At 59.8% G+C, this 22,399-nt stretch carries 16 protein-coding genes and 2 pseudogenes; 4 read left to right on the forward strand and 14 right to left on the reverse strand.

From position 1 onward, the window contains the following. The first annotated feature begins 239 nt into the window (after positions 1-239). Complete coding sequence (locus VDP61_RS06900) at positions 240-635, forward strand: hypothetical protein (protein ID WP_323006213.1); 396 nt, start codon at positions 240-242, stop codon at positions 633-635. A 208-nt stretch (positions 636-843) separates the two neighbouring features. On the opposite strand, the pseudogene VDP61_RS17830 reads toward VDP61_RS06900, so the two are convergent. The 4 genes and pseudogenes from VDP61_RS17830 to VDP61_RS06915 all read right to left on the reverse strand — a co-directional run. Continuing rightward, a pseudogene (locus tag VDP61_RS17830) lies at positions 844-1,347 on the reverse strand (Stf0 family sulfotransferase); the annotation flags it as partial. Continuing rightward, positions 1,307-1,633, reverse strand: a complete 327-nt coding sequence (locus tag VDP61_RS06905; RefSeq protein WP_323006214.1) for a hypothetical protein — start codon at positions 1,631-1,633, stop codon at positions 1,307-1,309. The gene VDP61_RS06905 and the pseudogene VDP61_RS17830, both read right to left, overlap by 41 nt. Then, on the reverse strand, positions 1,560-2,672 hold the full coding sequence (locus VDP61_RS06910) for a glycosyltransferase (protein ID WP_416236502.1): 1,113 nt from the start codon (positions 2,670-2,672) through the stop codon (positions 1,560-1,562). The genes VDP61_RS06905 and VDP61_RS06910 overlap by 74 nt, the downstream gene beginning before the upstream one ends. 34 nt (positions 2,673-2,706) lie before the next feature. Beyond that, a complete protein-coding gene (locus VDP61_RS06915) occupies positions 2,707-4,248 on the reverse strand; it encodes a glycosyltransferase family 2 protein (RefSeq protein WP_323006216.1) in 1,542 nt (513 codons plus the stop codon). Positions 4,249-4,438: 190 nt separating this feature from the next. Between VDP61_RS06915 and VDP61_RS06920 the strand changes: the two are divergent. Further along, positions 4,439-4,651 (forward strand): annotated as a pseudogene (locus tag VDP61_RS06920) (IS3 family transposase); the annotation flags it as partial. A 150-nt stretch (positions 4,652-4,801) separates the two neighbouring features. Here the strand turns inward: VDP61_RS06920 and VDP61_RS06925 are convergent. After that, positions 4,802-5,068: a spike base protein, RCAP_Rcc01079 family gene (locus tag VDP61_RS06925; protein ID WP_323006217.1), complete on the reverse strand. Its 267-nt coding sequence runs from the start codon at positions 5,066-5,068 to the stop codon at positions 4,802-4,804. Positions 5,069-5,384: 316 nt separating this feature from the next. Between VDP61_RS06925 and VDP61_RS06930 the strand changes: the two genes are divergently transcribed. Further along, a complete protein-coding gene (locus VDP61_RS06930) occupies positions 5,385-6,407 on the forward strand; it encodes an NAD-dependent epimerase/dehydratase family protein (protein WP_416236498.1) in 1,023 nt (340 codons plus the stop codon). 125 nt (positions 6,408-6,532) lie between these two features. Here VDP61_RS06930 and VDP61_RS06935 read toward each other — a convergent pair whose 3' ends face one another. Then, on the reverse strand, positions 6,533-7,672 hold the full coding sequence (locus VDP61_RS06935) for a GSCFA domain-containing protein (RefSeq protein WP_323006218.1): 1,140 nt from the start codon (positions 7,670-7,672) through the stop codon (positions 6,533-6,535). Positions 7,673-8,210: 538 nt separating this feature from the next. Here VDP61_RS06935 and VDP61_RS06940 point away from each other — a divergent pair. Further along, entirely contained in the window at positions 8,211-9,221 is a 1,011-nt protein-coding gene (locus VDP61_RS06940) for a DUF2793 domain-containing protein (RefSeq protein ID WP_323006219.1), read from the forward strand. Between the two features lie 158 nt (positions 9,222-9,379). Here the strand turns inward: VDP61_RS06940 and glmM are convergent, their stop codons facing one another. The 8 genes from glmM to rfbD form a co-directional block, all read right to left on the reverse strand. Beyond that, positions 9,380-10,720: a phosphoglucosamine mutase gene (gene glmM / locus VDP61_RS06945; protein WP_323006220.1), complete on the reverse strand. Its 1,341-nt coding sequence runs from the start codon at positions 10,718-10,720 to the stop codon at positions 9,380-9,382. Between the two features lie 139 nt (positions 10,721-10,859). Continuing rightward, positions 10,860-12,311 (reverse strand): glycosyltransferase, encoded by a 1,452-nt coding sequence (locus VDP61_RS06950; RefSeq protein ID WP_323006221.1) that lies wholly within the window; start codon positions 12,309-12,311, stop codon positions 10,860-10,862. Next, complete coding sequence (locus VDP61_RS06955) at positions 12,304-15,648, reverse strand: glycosyltransferase family 2 protein (RefSeq protein ID WP_323006222.1); 3,345 nt, start codon at positions 15,646-15,648, stop codon at positions 12,304-12,306. The genes VDP61_RS06950 and VDP61_RS06955 overlap by 8 nt, the downstream gene beginning before the upstream one ends. A 25-nt stretch (positions 15,649-15,673) precedes the next feature. Continuing rightward, on the reverse strand, positions 15,674-16,471 hold the full coding sequence (locus VDP61_RS06960) for a sulfotransferase (protein ID WP_323006223.1): 798 nt from the start codon (positions 16,469-16,471) through the stop codon (positions 15,674-15,676). A gap of 217 nt (positions 16,472-16,688) precedes the next feature. Then, on the reverse strand, positions 16,689-17,744 hold the full coding sequence (locus tag VDP61_RS06965; protein ID WP_323006224.1) for a polysaccharide biosynthesis/export family protein: 1,056 nt from the start codon (positions 17,742-17,744) through the stop codon (positions 16,689-16,691). A gap of 263 nt (positions 17,745-18,007) precedes the next feature. Next, positions 18,008-20,503 carry a calcium-binding protein gene (locus tag VDP61_RS06970; RefSeq protein WP_323006225.1) on the reverse strand — a complete coding sequence of 832 codons (2,496 nt, stop codon included), beginning with the start codon at positions 20,501-20,503 and terminating at the stop codon, positions 18,008-18,010. A 121-nt stretch (positions 20,504-20,624) separates the two neighbouring features. After that, entirely contained in the window at positions 20,625-21,506 is an 882-nt protein-coding gene (gene rfbA, locus VDP61_RS06975) for a glucose-1-phosphate thymidylyltransferase RfbA (RefSeq protein ID WP_323006226.1), read from the reverse strand. Beyond that, positions 21,506-22,375 (reverse strand): dTDP-4-dehydrorhamnose reductase, encoded by an 870-nt coding sequence (gene rfbD / locus VDP61_RS06980; RefSeq protein ID WP_323006227.1) that lies wholly within the window; start codon positions 22,373-22,375, stop codon positions 21,506-21,508. The genes rfbA and rfbD overlap by 1 nt, the downstream gene beginning before the upstream one ends. Positions 22,376-22,399 lie beyond the last annotated feature (24 nt).

Genomic DNA, 22,399 nt, shown 5'->3' on the forward strand with positions numbered 1-22,399 from the left:
CGGCGCGGGCCTGGGTTGCGCTGTCGGATCAAGATGATGTCTGGCTGCCGAACCGGCTTGAACATGCTGTGCAGGTCATGATGGCCCAAATGAAAACCGGGGGCGGGCAGGGCTGCGTCTATGCCAGCCGAACTATTATGACCGATGCTTAGTATTGGCCTTGCGGGGAGGCGTGCCGCCACCCCAAGGCCCCGGATTTTGGCAATGCGCTGGTGCAAAATGTGCTGGCCGGGAACACGATGGTCCTTGATCCGGCCGCCGCCGCATTGCTGCAAGCGACGGCCCCTGCCGCAATGCGGGCGGGGATCAACCATCATGACTGGTGGATTTATCTGCTGTTGTCCGGCGCAGGGGCTGTAAAAATCAATGATGATGGGCCCGGTCTTTATTATCGCCAGCACAAAAAAAATCACGGTGGCGCCAACCGCGGCCTTGGCAAGGCCTGGAGCCGCTTTGCCATGATCTGGGATCGGCGTTATGCCGATTGGATCGGGCGCAACCTGGCGGCCCTGACCGAGATGTCTGACCTGCTGACCCCGGAAAACCGGGCCCGTGCCGCGCTGTTTTCTGCGTGGCTTTCGCGACGCCACTCTTGCCCCCGGATCCGGAGCAGGATTTGGGGGGCCAGGAACTAAGGGGCCAAAGCTTGGCGATCTGGGGCAGATTGGCGTCTGGCGGCAGAGCCGGGCTGGAAATCTGATGCTGCATCTGGCGGCGGCGGCAGGGCGGCTGTAACCCGTCAGGGGGGTGCCGCATCTGGCGTCGGAAGGGGGTGGATCTTGCCCAGCATGGTGGCGCGCTGCGCTCCAGTTGGTTTATCAGGGCCGGGTGTTCGTTGCGGAACCGTTCGGCAAACTGCTGGTTTCTGTCATTGCCGACCTTGCGGTGAGAGCTGACAAAGGCTAGGCCTTGCGGCAGATCAACCCCGATATGCGCGGCGATTGCCCGGATACAGGCCGCAGCCGGCGCGGCGGCGTTATCTTCATAGCAAAGCCGCAGGGGGGCCTGCGCGCCTGTTTCTTGCAGCCGGGCAATCAAGGCTTCGGTCGCGCGCTCGATATGGCGCAGGTGGTCTATCCAATAGCAAATCGCGGCCGCGTAATAGATCAGGCCTGCCGCCGCGTGGTGCAGCGCATCTGCGGATAGGTGGGGGGAATGCGAAACGCCAGTTGTGACCATTTTATACAGCGATACCGCCTGAAGAACCAGATCACGGCGGATCAGCCAGATGGTGGGGCAATGCCCGTATCGCGCAAGATAACCGGCTCTCGTTGCCAAAGACCACTTGCAGTTGTGGCTGGGTAATCTAAAACCCCGCCACCCGACCTTTTTGCATGCGGCGCTCAAGCATCAGGCAATAGTCTTCCAGACTGGCCGCATTCATCGCGCGGGTCATGTTTGGCATGAAATTGGGGTTGAAGCTTTCGGTAACGCGCCCCATCCGCTTGGTGCGGCTGAGCATATCCGCAACGCGGGAACTGCCCGAACGCGGGGTGAAAAACATTACATATTGCTGCTGCGGGACGGGGCGCAGCATGTCTTGGTCAAACTGGGCCCGGTCAAGCGCGCTTATCGGGGCGTATCCCGCCCATTTGCGGCGCAGCAATTGGCGCAAACGGGCGATACCCCTCATGTAGGTTTCCGGTCCCCTCCTGCGCCGTCTCAACCTGTCGGGGCGCCGCGCCCAGAATTGTGCCCAGAACGGCGCCCAGAACCGCAGCAGCAAGCCCGCCGCCGGGGGAATAGCGCAGGGCAATCCCGTTCGGGGCGGCCCGCACCGCCTCGCCTTGCGCGCCGATGTCAAAGGCCAGAACCGGCAGGCCGGTCGCCAAGGCTTCATGCGTTGCAAGAGAGAATGTTTCCGGCCAGATTGAGGGGATAAGCCAATGTGTGATCCCGTAATGGGCCGCCAGAACCGGAATATCGGCCGGGATATAGGTACCGTGGACAGGGCAGCTGCGGGGCAGGGCATAGGCCGGGTCAATATTCCCGATCAGCGCCAGTCGGCACCCACGCTTTGCATCGCCCATCTGCGCCAGCTCTTGCACAAGGGCCGCCCCTTTATGCGGCGCGATATTGCCGAGGACCCCAATTCCAAGGCCCTGCACCCGGCGGTTGTGCAAAGGGTCACCCCCCGGACCCTTGGCGGAAAGCTGGTGCGGCTGAACGGTTATGCGGTCACGCAGGCCGGGCCAGGCCGCAGCAACCAGGGCGGCACCCGAAGGGCAGAACACCCGGATTTCATCTGCGGCCTGTAACAGACAGCCCCAGGCGTGCTGCCATTCGGCCAAGCCTATGGCCTGCCCACCGGGGCGGGTGCCCTGATAGGCCGCCGCCGCTTTCGCAGACAGTGGCGCTATCGTTTCGGACGTGACAGGGCCATGAAAGCGCCCCACGCCATCCAGCAGATGAAACGACGGCGAGACGGGCAGAAAATCATGGAACAAAACCTCAACCCGGTCTTGTGGTTGCCGTTTCAATGAAATCAGCCGGGTGGGCAAATCAAAAGGGTCGGGGTCGCCAACACCGCAGGAATAGATAATACGGCGCTGTGTCAGCGGTTCTAAAAGCCTTTCTATCAATGAAAAATCATTGGTTTGCCCGATCACATTGCCTGTGGCTGCATGCACCTCTATTTGCCAGCGATCCGGGCCGCCCACCCGCAGCACCACCAAAGGGCGGCCCGCCCTGCCCGCCGTTGCGATTTCAGCCGCCAGCCAGCCTTCTGGCCCCCCCCCCCAGCGAATGCGCCAGATAGATCGGTACAGGCGCGTCCGGGGTGGCCGATGCGGCCCAGGCAACGGCAAGCGCAAGGCGCGGTCCCCGCAGGGGGTCTTGGTGCAAAAATGCCTGTACGTCCTGATCATAGCCAGAATAACGCGCGGTGATCAGTGCCGCATTCCGGGCGATCTGTTTTTGCTTTTGGTCCGTGCCAAAACTGCCCCCGCCGCGATGTTCGACAAAAAGACGCGCCGTGCCCAGATGGTGCCCCCCGCTTGCGCGCAGTTTTTGGCACCAATCCACCTCTTCGCCGTAGCCCCGGCCAAAGGCTGTATCAAACCGCGGAACGCGGGCCAGAAATTGCGGGGCGATGGCCATGCAAAAGCCGACGCCGGTAGGGGCCCGGGCAAGGGCCGCTGCAGGCAAAAGCTGTTGGGCAACGGCATCAATCGCCTCTGCCTGACCGGGTTGCAAATCGCTGCGCGCACAGATCTGCGGCACCGAAAAGATTTCGGCATCATTCGACAGGGGTGTCACGCTGGCCACTGTGGCATCGGAAAGCGGTTCCGTCAGCCGTGACGCCCAGCCCTTCGGCACCAGCGCGTCAGAATTAAGCAAGACAACAGGCTGTCCGGCCAAATCTGGCCGCGCCTCCAGGCAGGCAAAGGCGGTGTTCATACTGGTGACAAATCCGCCATTCACCTCTTGCTCGATCAAAATCACAGGCCCCTCGCTGCGCATTTGCGCATTATTGCGGGCCTTGGCAAAGGCGCGCAGATAGGGCCGAACCCTGACATCTGTAGAGACATCTTCAACCAGGATCAGTGTCCATGGCAGGTCAGTATGGGCGACCACCCGTTCCAGACACTCGCACAACACATCAAAGGCATTGTAAACGGGCACGATTATCACGATAGGCCCGCCAGCAGGGGCGCGCCTTTCGAAAGCAGGATCGGACTGAGGGGCCGGGGTGAACAGACCCGGTGCAATCGGCCCGCCATCGGGGGGCGGATCAATCCGCAGCGCGTGTTTGACCCGCCTGCGTTGGCCAAGGTCACCAGCGACCCGCCATTTCAAGATTGCAGGGCCGAGGCGCAGCAAAATCCAGATCAGTTCCATCGTCAGCAAGGCGGTTTGCCGCCGCACGGGACCGAGGGCGATAGAGGTGCGCTCGTATCGTGCGGTTTCCGCGTCCGGTGCCTCATCCGACGCTATAATCTCGGCCAGGCCGCTTTGCGGTGTCAGGTTCATCGGCCAGGGCAGGGTCACTGAAAACGGTGCCATTGAGGGGGATGGCGGTGAGGCGGGGGCCGGGAGCCGAACTATCGTGCTGATATCACCAAGCCGCAACGTGACGGTTCCGCAGCCTGCCTGCCCCGAAACATGCAGCCTGTTACGCCGCCACCGCACGGTATCCCCCCGGATCAAGACCTTGCCGTCCGGGGCCTGTAGCGTGAAGGGCTTGCCGTCAAGTTTCAGGTTGGCAAAAAGAAAGCGGGCGCGGAGTGAGGCCATCTGGCGAAACATATATGCGGGCCCTCTACCTTTCAGGAACAACCATAAGTATTGCAGAGCCAGCCTAGGCAGAAAATCCTGACACGTCTTTAACGCCGTCGGAGCTATGCGGGAATTTGGGTGATGGCGTGAATTGAAAGGCGATGCTTGCATTCATTGCCAGGCAGTAAATGAAAGCAATCATTTGCGAAACGGGCGGCGGATGAGCGGCAAGGGAAATTCTTATGACAATTCGATGGTTGAGACATTCTTCCAATCCATCAAGGCAGAGCTGATCTGGCGCAATCGTTGGGACACAGGCCGCCAGGCAGAAGGCACGATATTCCAGTATATCAAGGGCTTCTATAATCCGCGCCGACGTCACTCATCGCTCGGCGAGAAAAGCCCCTTGGCCTTCGAAAGAAAGACCGCATGAATGAGATGAGAGATCGAAACCAAACCGCAACAAGGCCAGTTTGCAACGGGTCAAAAAAGAACCCCTTGGTGCCCGCCGAAAACAACCCGGCGGGCAGGGCGGTTGATCATTGCACTTGCGGGCATGTAATCCCGATGCCGAAATCCAGTCTCATCCGATAACCAGTGCATGAATGCCGGTGGCGGTGGTTCCCGTTGCGCGCACACGCAAGGCCCCAACCGGTAGGATCGAATTGCCCGCCACCTGGACCGTACGGGTTTGCCCTGCAACCGTAATAAAGCTGATTGCCCCCGCCGATTCGACGTAGAGCGCCAGCGCAACCTGGCCAAGGTTGACGCTGTCGTTCGGAATGACCGGCAGAATATCTGTGGCCGGACCGCTAAGCGAGCGGGCACGGTTTTCAAAAGGGTTTGTCATCTCTGTTCTCCAGTTGGGTCAGCCGGATGCATTGAAGGCGCAAAGCGGCCCCTGCATCGGTCGCTACAAATCTGACCTGCAAAGGTTAACTCTCTGCAACGGGACCGTACGCTTGAAGACATGGGTGCGGATGGCGGCGCTACCGCCCTTTGATTGCCCGCTGCCCGTAGGGGGCTTGCCGTTTCTGGGGATCGGTGCTGTTAAGGAAGGACGGCTGACGGATGCGATCAAGACCGTCCCACCAACACCCGGCTAAACCTGCCGCGGGGGGCTTTGAAATACCCCGATTGACACCAACACCCTAATATCCGAGGCCATGATGATTGTAAAAACAGGCAGCCCCCTTCTGGTGACCGGATCGGCCGGATTTATCGGCTTTCACCTTTGCAAAAGACTGCTGCAAGAGGGATGCACCGTGATTGGTCTGGACGCGATGACCGATTATTATGACGTGACCCTGAAACAGCGCCGGCATCAGATCTTGTCTGATATGGCTGGGTTCACCGCTGTCGAGGCCCGTCTGGAAACGCCAGGCCTGTTGCGGGATTTGATGGCGCAGCACCGGCCGAGGGCGGTGGTGCATCTCGCGGCGCAGGCTGGGGTGCGCTATTCCATAGAGGCGCCCCGCTCTTATCTGGACTCGAACCTGATTGGCACGTTCGAGTTGCTGGAAGCGGCCCGCGCCTTTCCGCCAGAGCATTTGCTGATGGCCTCGACCTCATCGGTTTTCGGCGCGAATGAGAAGATGCCCTATGCCGAAACCGATAAGGCTGATTTGCAGATGTCGTTCTATGCAGCGACCAAGAAGGCGAATGAGGCGATGGCGCATTCCTATGCCCATCTTTATGATTTGCCGACAACCATGTTCCGCTTTTTTACCGTCTATGGCCCTTGGGGGCGCCCGGATATGGCGCTGTTCAAATTCACCCGCGCCGTGCTGCAAGATGAGGCGATCGATATTTATAATAACGGCAATATGATGCGAGATTTTACCTATGTGGAGGATCTGGTCTATGCCGTGCGCAAGCTGATGGATACAGCCCCCCTGCGTGGTGCAACGCCGCTGTTTGGGGATAGTCTTAGCCCGGTGGCCCCGTTCAGGGTGGTCAATATCGGCAATTCAGAGCCGGTCAAACTTATGGCTTTCGTCGCCGCGATCGAAGCTGTGCTGGGGCGTGAGGCCAAAAAGAACTTTATGGAAATGCAACCCGGCGATGTGCCCGCCACCTGGGCCGATGCCAGCCTGCTGACCCAATTGATTGGCCCGATGCCAAAGACCGATATCGGCACGGGTGTTGCGCAGTTTGTAAGCTGGTACAGGGATTATTATGCGGTCTGATGGCAGTTTAGCGGCGGCCCGCGCCCGCGCAGTTCAGGTTGGGCCTTTGTGGCTGGGCAAGAGAAGATAAGCCTTGGTGTTCGAACCTGCTACCGCTTTGATCGGTAGCAGGGTTCATGCGCAGATCAGCCCTGCACCTGGCGCAATTGCTTTTGTAGCTGCAAGACCATGTTCTTGTATTTATTCACTTCCTGATTAAGTTTTACCAGCAGTGCATCATGGCTCTCTGCGTTTTCAGACCATTTGAGAAACATCGGATCTTCATAAAGTGCGCTGATCATGGCGCTGTCGGGTTCCATAATATCGGCAATGACGCCATAGCGCTGCATGAAGGTCTGAATGATCTGTCCTACAACCACATCACTGACATGGCGCAGGTCGCGCTGCCAACTCAGGGCGGGGTCGCTGTGGAGCACGGCCTCATAGCTGGGAAAATAATCCATATCGACGTATTTTTCTGTCAGCCGCAGGGCTGCGACCCGAAGGGTGGATTTGGACGTGGTATTGGCAATGATAATGTCATCTTCGGTAAATGTCCGGCCAAGCGGCACCGGTGACACCGTGATGATCTGTTTTTGATCGGGCCTGCCATGCGCCTTCAGGATCGCCGCGATATCCGCCAGCGCCGCCTCGCATTGCTCAAGGCTCAGACGCTCAAAGGAAAAGCGCTTCGAATAGCGCAGCAAAACTTTCGGGTGGGGGGCCTCATTCAGGCTTAGCCCGGTTTCAAGGTCGGTCCAGGATTCTGTCAGCCCCAGGGTTAAAACAGCAATATTGGCCGAAAATATCTGGGCAAAATACTGCCCGATCTGGGCGCGACGTGTCATCAGGCTTTCAACCGGGCCGCGCCCTGCCTTTCCCGAAAGATAGGGGTCATAGCAGTCGTCTCCGCCCCCGACCGGCAGCAGCGCTTCTGCGGGATAAACCTCCAGCCCGGCCGCCCATTTCAGCTCCTGAAGAATGGAAAGGGGGGTATATTTGTTGAACATGCCCCCGGCGCGCGCCGAGCCATTCCCGAGATCATCAACCTTGATATCCAGGCTGGTCACCCTTGCCCCGGCCTGGGCCAGACGTTCCTCGACATTACGCGCAAAGCAGGAGCCCACAGCAAAAAACGTATCCGAGGGGGCGGCCGTAAAGCTTTGCCGCCCAAGAGGAATGACAATCCGTTCCTTGATCCTTTGCTCGGCCGATCCTTCGGCCCCTGTCCAACGGTCATGGGCATTCGCACGGGCGGTATTTAATGCGTGTTGGGTCGATACCATGTGTCGTCAGTCCCTCTGATGTATATGCTTGTCTGGGGCCACAGTGTGGCATGGCGGTGTTTAACGAATGGTCACTGAAGGTGCGGATTTGGCTGATACCGAAACTGGATCCGGGAAGGCGTGAAACGGGTCCAACATGCAGCCTGCCTGATAATTGCCCTGCCATAAGATGCCGCATTTTTGGTCTTGTTGCAGTTTTGTTCCGAACTCAGGCCTATGTTAAGCAAAGCTTTGTGCGGATGTCACTGAAGTTTTGCACGCCAAGGTTGAGCGCGTTCGATGCCACCAAAGCCCCCTATTGTTCAAACCCGCAATGTAGCCCGATTGAAAGGCGGGCCGGTTCAGCAGGGGGGCCATTAGCGGGGGGATAGATCGGGGGCTTCATAAAACATTAGCCACTCTCTCCTAGCTTCCGGCTCTGCAATCCCTATCGGAGCCGTCGCCATGTCGCAGTCCTCTTCTCTCCTCGCTTTGCCCTATATTCAGGCGGCGCAGGCCCAAAAGCACGTCACCCACAACGAGGCGCTTCGCATCCTCGATGCGGTGGTTCAGCTCTCGGTTGCGGGTATTTCCAACACGCCCCCCCCCCGTGCCCCTCTCTGGAAGTCGGTGGATTGTGGGCACCAGCGCGTCAGGGGCCTGGGCCGGGCAGGCAGATAGGGTCGCAATCTGGCAAGACGATGGTTGGTGGGAGTTTCACACCCCCAATGAGGGTTGGACGGCCTGGGATGCACAGGGCCGCCGATCACTGTTATGGGACGGGACCGCCTGGATCGCCGCTGCCGAGCGCGTTGCACGTTTGGGGATTGGGGCGGATGCCAGCGCAATAAACCGCCTTACCGTTGCCGCCGAGGCAACGCTGCTGACCCATGACGGGGCTGATCATCGGCTGACCGTGAACAAAGCGGCGGCAGGCGACACGGCAAGCCTTCTGTTCCAGACTGGCTGGTCAGGCCGTGCCGAGATGGGCACAGTTGGCGATGATGATTTTGTGGTGAAGGTCAGCGAGGACGCGACCACCTGGCTTGAGGGTCTGCGGATAGCGGCGGCAACGGGGGCAGCAAAGCTGCAGAGCCTGACGCTGCAGGGGGCGGCCGGTTTTGATGACTATCTTGGCCGTGCTGGCGCCTATCCCGATGGGCTTCCGGTTGATCTCGCGGCCTTCGATTTGATGCTGGCGGGCGGTAGCACCACCAATATTGTGCTGGCCTCCAAGGCCAACTCTGCGGGAGAGGGGGTTTCCTTTGGCTGGCTGGCGGGCGGGGCCTATACGGAACGGATGCGGCTTGATGTGGTGGGCGGGCGGCTTGGCATTGGGACTGCGGCCCCCTCGGCGGCCCTGCATGTAGAGGGGCCTGTGCGGGTGGGGCAAACGAATGTCGCCAGTTTGCCAACCGCCGCCTCTGTGGGGGCAGGGACACTTCTTTATGTGTCCGACGCCGTGGGGGGGGGCGATCCTGGCCTTTTCGGATGGTACGGTGTGGCGGCGTTCAGATACAAGGGCGGTGATTACCTGACAATCGGGCCGGCTGGGGGGCCAAGACCATGACGACAGGCGCGGGAAGCGAACCCAAAGCACGCACGCCCGTCTTGGTACGGCCCCTTAAAGCGTTTCGCCTTGAAGCCTTCCTCACATATCGCGGCCTGAAATCAAATATTTCAACGCGTTATGTGATAGGGCTTGGTTCAAGTCAAAGGCGAAACGCGCTAGCTGGCGGCTTTCACGGCTTTGACAATCCGCTCCATCACCTGATCCAGTAGCGCCAGATCTTCGGTTTCGCCCATGACCCGGATCAGCGGTTCAGTGCCGGATTTGCGGATCAGCAACCGGCCAGCCCCTTTCAGCGCCGCCTCGCCCTGGGCGATTGCTGCCTGTACGGCTTCGGTCTCCAGCGGTGCGCTGCCTTCGGGGATGCGCAGATTGACCAGACGTTGCGGCACTGGCACAAACACCTGCGCCAATTGGCTGGCCTTTTCGTCCGACCCGACCATGAAGCCAAGAAACTGTAGCGCCGCGATCAGCCCATCGCCGGTGGTGGTGTGGTCGGTCATCACCAGATGGCCCGATTGCTCGCCTCCCAGGTTGAACCCGCCCGCCAGCATCCGCTCAACCACATGGCGATCGCCGACAGCAGTACGCTCCATGCCGATCCCCTGTGCTGCCAGATGTCGTTCAAGGCCCAGGTTTGACATCACAGTTGTGACCAAGGTGTTGCCCTTCAGCTTGCCCTCTTGCGCCCAACGCGAGGCGATCAAACCCATGATCTGATCGCCATCCGCCACCCGCCCCGTCTCATCTATCAAGATCAGGCGGTCGGCATCGCCATCCAGGCAAATACCGATATCGGCGCGGGTCTCCAATACCTTTCTTGCGGCAGCCTCAGGGTGGGTGGAGCCGCATTGACGGTTGATATTGGTGCCGTCCGGCTCAACCCCGATGGCAATCACATCGGCGCCCAATTCCCACAGCACGGCAGGGGCGGTGCGGTAAGCGGCCCCATTGGCGCAATCGACGACGATACGCAGCCCATCCAGCCGTTTGCCGCTGGGAAAGGTGGTTTTGGCATATTCAACATAACGGCCGCGGGCATCATCAAAGCGGCGGGCGCGGCCGATGTTTTCAGGGGCGGCGGGCGGCACGCCGGTGCCCAGCAGCCGGGTAATCTCGGCCTCGGCCTCATCCGACAGTTTGAAACCATCGGGACCAAAGAACTTGATACCGTTATCGGTGGCGGGGTTATGGCTGGCCGAGATCATCACGCCGACATCCGCGCGCAACGAATGGGTCAGATAGCCGACCGCAGGCGTCGGCACCGGCCCCAGCAAAAACACATTCATACCAGATGAAACAAACCCCGCCGTCAGCGCGTTTTCGATCATATAGCCCGACAGCCGGGTATCCTTGCCGATCACGACGCGGTGGTCTTGCTTGTCGCGCCGAAAGTAGCGCCCGGCAGCGGCCCCAAGCCTTAGCGCAACCTCGGCGGTCATCGGCCAGCTGTTGGCCCGTCCGCGTACACCATCCGTGCCAAAAAGCTTTTCTGCCATGATACCCTCTTTCCTTCGTCAGACTATCCCGGCCCCTGCGCGGCCTGTCGGGGTTATCTTCCTTTAAAGCCAGCGGCCGAGACTGTCCAACGCTGTGTGAAAGCAGGTCTGTACCCATCGCACCCTTTTTTGGGGGCGGTCAGTATGTCAGCCGTTTGCGGGCGGCAATCACGTCGATGATCCTGGCAAGCTCTGCCGCGCGGTGGTCAAAGGTATGGGCCGCCTGAACGATATCATGCGCCCGCATGGCCCGTTCCAGGTAAGGGGTGGGCGCATCAAGACAATCTTCAATGATCGCGGCAAACTGGTCGATATCCGCGGCAACAGAAATTGTATCGCCGAACACATCCGCCAGCCCCACCACAGGATCGGTCAAAAGCGGCGTTGCCACGGCGCTGCCATCAAACAAGCGGTTGGACAGAAAGCCAAACTCTCGCATACTGTCCCAATGGTCATTCAGCAAGATCAGGTGCGCGCCATAAAGCCTTGGCAGGTCAGCATTGGCGACCGAGGTGCCGCGCACGCTGCCTTGTGGTAAAATGCCCTCCCACCCGCCGCCGTACAGATCCAGTGCGATCTGTTTTTGGATACACCACTTTACCATCGTCCGGTATTCACGGCGTGAATTGCCAACGAAAAGGCTGGAGGCCTTGCGAACGCGTGTAGGATCACTTTTGAACAATGTGGCATCTGCCGCCTGATGCAGCACACTGACCGAGGGCACCCCCTTGGCCCGCAGGATTTCCGCATAGACATCCGAGGCGACGGCAATATGGTCGTAATCGGTGTATTCATCCTCTGGGATCCGGTCAGGATGCGAGATGATCCACATGATATTGATCTTGCTGCGGTCCACCTTGACGCGGTGGCGGCCCCGGATAGACAAGACCACATCTTCCTGCTGCGACTGCTGATACCACATATCGGCGGTATCGACGGTGGCCTGCTGCCCGACCCGCTCAAAAGCGGCGGCCAGCGAATTGGCAAAATGAAAATCACCCCACATCGGCGCCTCTTTCAGGCTGGGCGTCGAGATCTTGATACGGATGGCCATATCCTGCAAAGGCCGGGGGGTCAGGCACAAAGCCGCAGCAGGCCGATGCCGGGGCTGAAAAACCAGCTCGCCGCCCTCAAGCACATAGTCGGACCCGGCAATCCCCAGCGTCAAGGCCGAGGCGCTGCCCGCACCGGTCACCTGGGGGGGCAAAACCATTAAAAACCGCCCGCCCTCAGCAGCGCAGGTTGTCGCAACAGCCTTAACCCCGGTCTGTGTATAGGCAAGAATGGCGAGGTTTTGGCCGGGGCGGCGCAGGTTGCGCGCCCAGCCGGTAATGACCCCGCCCTGAACCCGGTCAACCCGGCCAGACCAACCGCCCACCTGAATGGCCAAGGGGGCGGCCCCGGCCTGCATGACCCGCAGGTCACTGTCAGGGAGCTGCTCGATCAAAAGTTGGCCCGTCTGCCCAATGGCAAGCAAGACCGGGCTGCTGCCATCCGCAAGCGTGACCGAAATATCCTTGGCTGCTGCACGGCTTGCCACGATAATCCCATCGCGGACCACCGGCACAAGAAAAGGCTCTGCGTCAGCCATCAATCACCTCACGTTCCGGGGTTTCATGCAACAATCGGTACAGGGCATAGGCCATCCGCTCTCGCGCAAGTTCGGGGTGATAGGCAATGCGGTGCGCCGTCTGGCTGCGTTCGCCAAGCCGTTCCATACCGGCCGCATCCCCCAGCAGCTTGCGGGTCTTGTCAAAAATCCATTTCGGCTCATTGACCTTGATTTCATAGGCGGCGCTGGCCTCTAGCCATTGGCGGGCAAAACCTGTGGCGCGGGCGCGGCCCTGATCTTGCAGAACGGCAGCCGGGGCCCCCCTGCCCTGAAGCGCATTCAGCAAGGCCAGCTCAAAAGGCATCAGCTCAGACACCGGGGCCATGCTGACGGTCATTGCGACCTGCCCCAGACAGCGGGGCAAGCGCGTTACCGGATCCATCAGCAAGGGCGTCACCCCGTCGCCATCAATCTTTGTCCAGCCCATACCATCACCGGGCAGCAAGACAAGCGTCAGGCCCCGGCGCTGCGCCTCGGCTATCAACTGCTGTCGCAGGATCTCGCGGGCTTTGGGGGGGCTTTGCTGCGGCAACAGCACCAAAAGCGTCATATCTGCCGCCGCATGCCCCCCTTCGGGCAGATGCAGCGGCACAGCCCCCAGATCGAACATCACCAGCGGGTCGGCCAAACCTTGCAGGCTGCTGCCCTCGCCCGAGTTGCGCAAACGATAGGTCAGCTGCGGGTCCAGCCCGGCAATCGCCCCAAGATAAGGCCCGTCACAGCCGACAGTCAGAACGGGACGCCCACGGATCAGCCCGCCAAGCGCCGCCCCCAGACGCCCCGGATCGCGCTGAAGCGCTTGCGGAAGCAAATGGCGGGTCAGCCCTGCCGGGTCGGCCGCACTGCGCATTGCATTTTCGGCAGTGTCGCCGCCCAGTTCAATCAAATCAACATCGGCCACCGTCAACGCCAACCGCGCCAGCCCCTCAGCCATCACGGCGCTTGCAACACTGGGAAGATGCCCGTTCCGTGCGCCGGCGATCACCGTAATGCGACCCCGTGCCGGCCAGGCAATGCGCAGCCGCTCATGTGCCTCTTCCAGGCGGCGCCGGGTTTTATCATTGACCGTGTTTTGTGCCTGCGAGCCCATGAACAGATGTGTCACCTGCCCCCAGGCTACATTTCTGCGATAGAAAACCCCGATATGATTGACGAAAATCGGGCGAAAAATCGACGTGTAGCGCAGTGACAGGTCCCAGTCTTGCAGCCGTGGCAAAGCCGTATCAAACCCGCCAAGCCAATCATATAGCCTGCGGTGATGCACAATCGAATTCAGATCCATGAAGTTTTTGGAGGACAGGCGGATCGGGCGAAACGGGGCGCGCGCAAGGCTGGACAAGCGCACCTTTGCCCCCTCGATCACGGTATCAAGATAGCCGCTGTAGGCAATGGCGCTGCCCGGTGCCGCCATAAGCCGCCGCAGCATCATGTCCAAAAACAGCGGATGCCAGATGTTATCGCTATCCAGATAGGCGATATATTCGCCCCGCGCATGGCACAGCCCTTTGTTGCGCGCCCCGGCCCCGTTGGATTTGAGAAATTTCATATAGCGAATACGCGGGTCATCGAACTGGCGGACGACCTCGATCGTGCGATCCTCAGAGGCGTCATCGCAGATGATCAGTTCCCAGTTGGAATAGCTTTGTTCCAACACGCTTTGAATCGCCTCACCGATCGCAAAAGCCCGGTTCCAACTGGGCATGATGATGCTTACCAGCGGCGCACGGGTCAGCACTGCCGCGCAGACCGCATGCCTGACCACCCGCTCATCACGGATCAGTTCGGCGCGCATCTCTTCGGTGGTTTCCAGGCGCGCAACCCAGGCCGCATAGATTGAATCGGCCGGGCTTTGGCTATGGATAGGCGGGGGCAGCCGTGTTTCAACCGGTGACGGCGGGGCCGCGGGGCGGATATGTGAAAGCTGATGCGGCACCGCATCGGCCTTGCCCTGTACAAGCGCGTCCCGCAGCGCCGGGTCAACGCCTGACAAGCTGGCAACACGGCCCCGGCCCATCGCAAGCTCCAAGGCAAAGGCACAGGGTAACCGCCGCTCTGCGATTGCAAGGGCCACATGGGGGTGCAGGGCCCGGGCCTGAGCCTCGTTGAAATATGGCCCCGGCCCATAGCCGCCCTGTGCGCCTGTGCTGTGATAATGGGCCAACAGCTCTGCCGGGGTTTCCAGAGGATGCGCCGCAGGATGCGCCCAGCGATACCACAGCGGGTCAAACCGATCATCCGGCGCGGCACAAAAGGCCTCAAAGGCGCGGGTCGCGGCGGCGCAATGCTCTGACCCCAGAACATCCGCAGGCAAATCCTGCCAGGCAGGCTGATCTGCGACAGTGGCCAAAAGATCGAACCGCGCCAGAATATCCCCTTGGGGCGTGCCAAGCACAAGATGTCTGGCCCCTTCGGGCAGGTCGACACTGATATCGCCCCTCAGGCCCTGCACCTCTAGCCGCTGACCATCGGCATAGACCTCGGCCAAACTATCCGCCGGCTGACCATCGGGCAGACGCAGGCGAAAAGTGGCGCGCCGGTTTTCCAGCCGGGCCAGATCTGCAAACACCGACTGCCTTGCGACCGAAAAGCGCACCGGAGAGCCGTCTAGCGGGGCGGTGCTGTTGCCGGCTGTGACATGCGCCTCATGCAAGGTTCCGTCTTGCAACGCCGCAGGGATAGGCACCCGAAATCCGGGCCGCAGCCCCGAACCGAAACCCGCAACCTCGCGGTCAAGCAGCAAGGTGCGGGCCGTCTCGCCGTCAAACCGGATGGTGACGCTGTTGCAGCCTGTCGCCCAGCCCGAAACTGTTCTGCCAAGGCTATCGTAAAACGCAACGCCTTCGGTGGTTGCGGGGGCGGCGGTTACGGCGGTGATGGGTGCCGCAGCGGTGATCCCCAAGGCTGGTACAGCGTCAGAGGTATCGGGGCGGATACCATCCCTGTCCGGCTGACTGCCTGCCAGGGGCCGCGCCTTGATAGTCAGCACGCCGCCCCGCAGCACAGGCCCCTTGGCCCCCAGCCGCAGTTCAACCTTATGCGCGCGGCCGTCGCGCAGCCGTCGGGGCAGCGGCACGTCAAATCCGCACCGCAAAGGCCCAAGCCCTGATGCCTGTACATCCGCACGCGGGATATCGGCGACGATGTTCATTTCCGGCCTGCCGTCGACGAAAAGGCCAAGCAGGGCGGGTTCGCCCGGATCGTCCTTGTCAAAGGCCCAGCCCGCAATGCGGGTGGCATCAAAGTGATCCACATAGCCCGGCCCGGAGTTCAGGCCGAGACGGCGGGCCAACTGACTGAGGGTCGCCTTTGATATCATGCTTCCTGCCCTGCGATAGTGACGATCAACCCGAGGTATTTCGGGCCGCGAAAGCATCAGATAAGGTCATCATCTGCTCGCTGGCTATCTTGCGCAACCCACGAATATAGCCCTGTTTCACCGCCCGATAGATCCCCTGCATGGCTTCAGGCACCTTTGTTGCACGTTTCGCCGCAAAGAAGGCGGCATGATCGTGCAAGGTCTTTGTAAAACCCTCATCCGGCTCCAGACCCAGAAAAGACAAGATCGCTGCGGCTGTCTGCTCAGGCTTCAGATACATTGAATCATAGTCCAACAGCAGCACCTTGCGTCGCAAATCCCGGTTGCCCATCATATCATGCAGGCCGTGATACTGATCTTCCCAGCTTTGGCAGGCGGCGGCAAAACCCTTGGCCCTGGGCCAGCTGTCACGGGGCTTGTCAGCCCGCTTTTGCCAGGAAAGCGCCACATCCTTGAGGTTGCGCAAAATGCAGACATAGCGAAAATCAGGGTTCTGGGTCATGAAATCCGGCAGATGCGGCAGCAGATCGGGAACCTTGTCGCCAATAATCCGGGCCTTGTCCCATTTCCGGACAATCTCATCATAAACCGGCTTCCAGACTGGCCGTTTTGCCGGATCAAGGTTGGTATCTTCTTCCCGAAAATCAAAGAACCGGTCTTTTTCAAACAGGTCCCGCGAATAGTTTCCGGCAAGCAGATATTGAAACTTGAACCGCTCAATCCCCAGGCAGATGTCAGGATGGGCATTGAACAGCTCGCCAAGCGCCGTTGTTCCGCTGCGGGCCACCCCGGTTACAATCAAAGAGGATTTTTCTGCAAACATAAACGCCGTTCTCTATGCTTTTGACCGGGGGCCTTTTGATCTGGCCCCTGTGTAGCCGGGCCAGCCAAGGGCTTCTTCAACACCTACGTCCCGTCTTTGCCGTCGCGCCGGGTATCTGCACTGATGGCGACAGGCCGTAGTGACAGAAAGCATATCTCTGTCAGGTTTTTATTTATGGCCAAACATCATGTCCGGCCACTTCATAATCCCTAAAGTTTTAATTTCCGACGGAGGACGCCGCATTGCTGACACCAACAAGAGAGCCAATCATGCCCATTACAGCGCGGGCCTTGGTCACCGAAGCTTCGGTGGCAAATACGGTATCCATCGGGTTGATGCCAAATTGGCGCGCGGCAAACAGCCCCTCTGCCCTGGTCAGGTCAAAGGTAAAAATGACCTGACGGTGCTGCGGGCCAGTGCCATCCTGGCGCAAGGCCGCCACCGGATAATCGCGCAGCACCAGCACAGAGTTCAAATCGGCGCGGGCATCTGACAGGCCGCCGATCATTGCCAGCGCCTCCATAGCCGAAATTCTTTCGCGGTCAAAATAGACCAGCTCTTCATTGCCGGTGGCACCGAGGGCGGTGAAATACCGCCGGTCAGCATCAACCACAACCTTGTCATTCCCACGCAGGGTGGTGTCCAGCTTCGGCTCGGCCAACAGCTTGTCGGCCCGCACCTCATAATTGCGACCATCGCGGATAAGGCGGACAACCGGGTTTCGCAGGCTTTCCTGAATGCCACCACCCTGTGACAGCAGGCTGAGGATCGTATAGTTGCGCCCCGGAAGCGGGTAGCTTCCCGGCTTGGCGACGCCGCCAACCAGATCAACCGAATTCTGCTGCCCCGGCGAGACCGAAAGCTGCACCTGCGCCGAGGAAATGATTGGCTCCAGCGCGGTCTGAACTTTCTCACGGGCCTCTTCCGGGGTCAGATTGCGGATCTGCACATCGCCCACATAAGGGATGAAAACATTGCCCCCGGCAGAGACAACAAGATCAAGCAGCCGCGCCTCTTTGGCTGAGGGCGTGGTCAAAAGAGAGTTTTCCTGGCTGTCCCAGATCGAAAGGCTGATCTGATCGCCAGAGCGTATGATTGGGCTGGAAGGCCCGCGCGCGTTCAGAATCCAGTTGTATGCCCCGTTCCAGCCGGTTACGGGCCAGGTCGCTATTCTCTGCGCATTGCTGCGTGAGACAGCGACAACCTGATAGCCGGCATCGGGCTGACCCTGCTCTTTCAGGATTTCTGACGAAAGTGCTGCCCCCCGTGGCACGGAACACCCCGCCAGCAGGCTGCCCCCTGTGTCAGGCTAGTTGTCCGCTGCTCTACTTTTCTCTATTTTTGGCTGGAAAGCAGGCACATCGCGGCCAATGCGGAAAAACGCTGCATAAATTGCCGCCCCAAAAAACCGATTTACTGCGATTATTCTTTTATCTGCGCCCCTGCATCAACAACAGGTAAATCTCTGGATTTGTGTTTTTCGAACCCGATCTGTGCTCTTTGGGCAAGGTTTGCAAAGCCCGGCAAACCGCCAGATCAGAAAATCCAGATATCATCTGCCAGAACAAGCGGGCTGCCGTCCAACACAAAGGCCAGCATCTGCGCGGCGGGTCCGCTGCCGTCAGGGTCAAGCCAAAGCCTGCCCGATGCCTGATCATAGATAAGTTTGTCATTGGCATCGGCGGCTGACAGGCCCCGATGATAAATCGGGGCAACAGGGGTGCCCCCCGACAGCCCAAAAAGACTGCCCTTGATCCACAAAATATCCTCTGCAGGTGTAAAATCCAGAATTCGGTCGATATTGTCAGGGCCCGGGCTGCGGTCAAAAACAAATGTATCGGCCCCCCCCTGCCCCCGCAACGTATCATTGCCCTCACGGCCGATCAGAACATTGTTCTTCATGTTGCCAATGATCAGATTTCCAGCCTCATTCCCGATGCCGTTGATCGCGACGGTGCCCATCAAATACATGACCTCAATGTTTTCAGGGATCTGAAAGGAACGAAACGCCCGTACCGTATCATAGCCCTCGCCGGGTTTTTCTATGACGGTGTCATGCGGGGCACGCACATAATAGGTATCATTCCCCAGCCCCCCCAGCATCGTGTCATTGTTTTTGCCCCCATCCAGAATGTTGTTCCCGTCATTGCCGATCAGGGTATTGGCCAACCCGTTTCCGATGCCGCGGATATTGCCGCTTCCTGTCAGGGTCAAATCCTCGATATGCGCGCTTCGCAGCCAGAAATCGACCTCGCTTCTGACAAGGTCATGCCCCGACCAGCGGCGGCTTTCGACCACCCGGTCACCGAGATTGTCGACAATGAACACATCTGATCCCGGCCCGCCGTTCATCAGGTCGGCCCCTGCCCCACCATCCAGCCAGTCATCGCCCCCCTGCGCCAATATCGTATCATTGCCCGCCCCCCCTATCAAAATATCATGCGAGAGCGTGCCGAGTATGGGGCCGATAACCGGCTCTTCTTCCACCATCTCCTGAATGGCCAGCCAGGATGCCAGCATCCTGTCGCCGTCCAGCACATCCATGGCGCGGATCGTCGCGGCGCTTAGCGGCATGCCATCAAGGGTCGTGATGATCAGTTGTTCATTGCCAAAGGAAATGCTGGCGCCATTGCTCAGCTCTGTAATTGTCAACTGACCGGTATTTCGCAAGAAGGCCCAGCCGGACAGGTCCAACCGGTCTATGCCAGGCTCGAACCCGATAATCCGGTCAATTTGCCCGTCGGCCGCAAAGATGAAAACATCGGCCCCTGCCCCACCGTCCAGCACATCGCTGCCCGCACCATCCATCAGCACATCATTGCCGGCCCCGCCAAAGAGGCTTTCTGCCCCGCTTCCGCCGACCAGAATATCATCAAAGGCTTGCCCCGACAGGGTGGCCGCATTGCTCCCGCCGCGAAGGGTAAGCCCCGGCGCGGGGGGCGAAAATTCAAGCCAGGTAAAGCCCGGCACCGTGCTGCCAGCCACAACGATTGCCAGCCGGTTGTTCACAGCCGTCAGGGCCAGGGCGGAAATATCGGCCAAAGGGGTCGCAATGGTACTTTCCAGGGTGTGAAGATGCAGCAGGCGCCCCCCTGGCAAAAGCTGAAACAGGCTGAACCCGTCCTCATCCCCTGCCGCCAGAACATAGCTGATCCCGCCCAGCACGCCCACCTCAAGATGCGTGACATGACCAAAGCGCGTGTCGGGCGCATCAAGAAGATGATCCCTCGGCGTCAGCCTGCCGTCAGGGCTGATCTCGAACACCGTCAATGTGCTGCTGCCACGCCCGGCAACGATGGCATAGGCCTGCCCATCGGCGGTTGCCGTGCGAAGGGCTGAAGCGTTTCCTATTCCCAGACCATCGGACTGGCTGTGCTGGCCGGTCAGCACAAGCCCCCTTGTCTCGCTGACCCTATAGGCCGAAAGAATATCCTCTCCGCCCGTCATCACAAGCATCAGCGGCGCCAGCGGGCCCGGCAGAATGGCCGTCGCCAAAATGCCCTGCGGCCCGGAGGTCAGGCCCAATGTCAGGCTTTGCGCGCCTGAAAGCGTCAGTCCGGGGCCGACCTGCCAGCTCAGGATACTGGTTCCGCCAGCGGCTGTGCCAAAGATGAACTGGTTGCCGCCCATCTCGAATGTTCTGGAATTGGTGAAGGTCACAGGGATGCTCTGCCCCGGCAGGGTAAAGCCATGCAACGCCACGGCCCCGTTCTGTGCCAGGGTGTAGCTCCACAATCCCGCCCCGCCACCAATCCCTGAGGCCAGCAAAAGCGGCGCGCCCTGCAGGTTCAAAACCGAAAGCATACTGGTTTGGCCAACACCGCCCAATGCCGCAAAAGACGAAAACCCCAAACGCTCTGCCAGACCGGCCTCCAGCGTATAAGAGGCAATCCCCGCACCGCCGCTCTGGGTGCCTGTATACAGAACCAACCCTGCCGGACCGGCCACAAGTTCGATATCCGTCACGCCAACAAGAAACGGGTCCCCGCCACCGGGAACTCGGACCTGACGGACCAAATTCATCTGTGCCATTCCACGCCACCCTAACATCACCCACAGCAAGGGTTGGGGCAGCGCCGCTAACACACGCTTAAGACTTAGTGGCGGAAAAAAGGCTCTTTTGGAAAGTTTTCAAAGAACGGGCCGGCAAAAGTCAGACCTGACTTTTTATCAGCGCCTCCAGATAGGTCCCATAGTCATTCTTTGCAAAGCGCTGTGCGCGGTCAAGCAAGGCCGCCTCATTGATCCAGCCCTGCAAAAAGGCAATTTCGTCGGGGCTGCCGACCTGCTGCCCCTGGCGCTGTGTCAGCGTGCGCACGAAATTGCCCGCATCCAGCAAAGAGCCATGGGTCCCGGTGTCAAGCCAGGCAAAGCCGCGCCCCATACGTTTGACCGAAAGCGCGCCATCGCGCAGATAGCTTTCCAAAAGCGAGGTGATCTCCAGCTCTCCACGCGCAGAGGGCTGAACCTGGCGGGCCCGGTCCGGTGCCGTACCATCGAGGAAATAAAGGCCGGTCACAGCATATTGCGAGGGGGGAACCCTGGGCTTTTCAACAATCGCGCTGACGGTGCCATCCTCCTCGAAGGCAACCACCCCGTAGCGCTCTGGGTCTGCAACGTGATAGCCAAAGACCGTAGCGCCCGTATTTTCCGCATCAGCCTCGTGCAGCATATCGGGCAGCCCATGGCCGAAAAAGATGTTGTCACCCAACACCATCGCCGAAGCTGCGCCCTGCAGGAAATCCTCGGCCAGCAAATAGGCCTGCGCCAATCCATCCGGGCTGGGCTGGGTGATATAGGTCAGTGAAATGCCCCATTGGCTGCCGTCCCCCAGGGTGCGGATAAACTGCTCTTGATCATAGGGCGTGGTGATCATTGCGATCTCACGAATTCCGGCCAGCATCAGCACGCTGAGCGGGTAATAAATCATCGGCTTGTCGTAAACTGGCAGCAACTGCTTGGACACACCGATGGTGATGGGATAAAGTCGCGTCCCCGATCCTCCGGCAAGAATGATACCTTTGCGGTCAGTCATCAAAACAGATCCTTTTCATTGAATGAAGGCCCCTTCAGGGCCTTTACGATATCTGCCGTTGCGGCCCGCCAGTCGGGGCGGGAAATGCCAAACACCCTGTGCAGATCCGCGCATTCCAGACGGGAATTCAGCGGGCGGCTGGCTGCTGTGGGGTATTCTGCCGTCGAAATGCCTTTTACAGTCACCCCGCACCCGGCAAGCGCGAATGTTTCGCATGCGAAAGCTTTCCAGCTGACATCCGGCGCCCCGGAAAAATGATAGGTTCCCGACTTCGACGGGTCCTGACGCAATTGCGCGGCAATGGTCAGGCAGGCGGCCGCAATCGCTGCGGCCGGGGTCGGCCCCCCGATCTGATCCTCGACCACAGACAGGGTGGCGTGGGTCTTGCCAAGCCGCAGCATGGTTTTGACAAAATTATTGCCATGCGCCGAGAAGACCCAGGACGTGCGCAAAATTGCATAGGTGCCGCCCGCGGCACGGATCGCCTCTTCGCCTTTCAGCTTGGACCGCCCGTAAGCATTCTGTGGGGCCACCGGATCTGTGGCAGACCAGGGCCGAGTGCCGCTGCCGTCAAAGACGTAATCCGTTGAGAGATGCACAAAGGGAATGCCAGCCACAGCGCAGGCCCGGGCCATGGCGCCCGGGGCATCGGCATTGATGGTTGTGGCAAGGGCCTCTTCGCTTTCGGCGCGGTCTACCGCCGTATAGGCCGCCGCATTGATGACCACGCCGGGGGCATGGGCGCGGATGGCGGCGGCACAGGCCGCAGGATCGGTCAGATCTGCCAGATCTCGACCCAGGGCGGTGACATGTGCCTGCTGCTGCAACTCGGTTGCTACCTGACCGGTTCTGCCAAAAACAAGAATCATCCTATCCCCTTCACGCTGTGCCGA

The sequence above is a fragment of the Pseudorhodobacter sp. genome, assembly GCF_034675685.1.
In the GTDB taxonomy this organism is placed as follows: domain Bacteria; phylum Pseudomonadota; class Alphaproteobacteria; order Rhodobacterales; family Rhodobacteraceae; genus Pseudorhodobacter.

Coding starts and splice junctions, on each gene's coding strand:
- VDP61_RS06935 (WP_323006218.1), bottom strand. CDS start 7,672: ATGGTATCGACCCAACACGCATTAAATACCGCCCGTGCGAATGCCCAT.
- rfbA (WP_323006226.1), bottom strand. CDS start 21,506: ATGACTGACCGCAAAGGTATCATTCTTGCCGGAGGATCGGGGACGCGA.
- VDP61_RS06925 (WP_323006217.1), bottom strand. CDS start 5,068: ATGACAAACCCTTTTGAAAACCGTGCCCGCTCGCTTAGCGGTCCGGCC.
- VDP61_RS06950 (WP_323006221.1), bottom strand. CDS start 12,311: ATGGCTGACGCAGAGCCTTTTCTTGTGCCGGTGGTCCGCGATGGGATT.
- VDP61_RS06915 (WP_323006216.1), bottom strand. CDS start 4,248: ATGTTTCGCCAGATGGCCTCACTCCGCGCCCGCTTTCTTTTTGCCAAC.
- glmM (WP_323006220.1), bottom strand. CDS start 10,720: ATGGCAGAAAAGCTTTTTGGCACGGATGGTGTACGCGGACGGGCCAAC.
- VDP61_RS06930 (WP_416236498.1), top strand. CDS start 5,385: ATGATGATTGTAAAAACAGGCAGCCCCCTTCTGGTGACCGGATCGGCC.
- VDP61_RS06955 (WP_323006222.1), bottom strand. CDS start 15,648: ATGATATCAAAGGCGACCCTCAGTCAGTTGGCCCGCCGTCTCGGCCTG.
- VDP61_RS06905 (WP_323006214.1), bottom strand. CDS start 1,633: ATGAGGGGTATCGCCCGTTTGCGCCAATTGCTGCGCCGCAAATGGGCG.
- VDP61_RS06960 (WP_323006223.1), bottom strand. CDS start 16,471: ATGTTTGCAGAAAAATCCTCTTTGATTGTAACCGGGGTGGCCCGCAGC.
- VDP61_RS06940 (WP_323006219.1), top strand. CDS start 8,211: ATGCGGTGGTTCAGCTCTCGGTTGCGGGTATTTCCAACACGCCCCCCC.
- VDP61_RS06970 (WP_323006225.1), bottom strand. CDS start 20,503: ATGGCACAGATGAATTTGGTCCGTCAGGTCCGAGTTCCCGGTGGCGGG.
- VDP61_RS06900 (WP_323006213.1), top strand. CDS start 240: ATGGTCCTTGATCCGGCCGCCGCCGCATTGCTGCAAGCGACGGCCCCT.
- rfbD (WP_323006227.1), bottom strand. CDS start 22,375: ATGATTCTTGTTTTTGGCAGAACCGGTCAGGTAGCAACCGAGTTGCAG.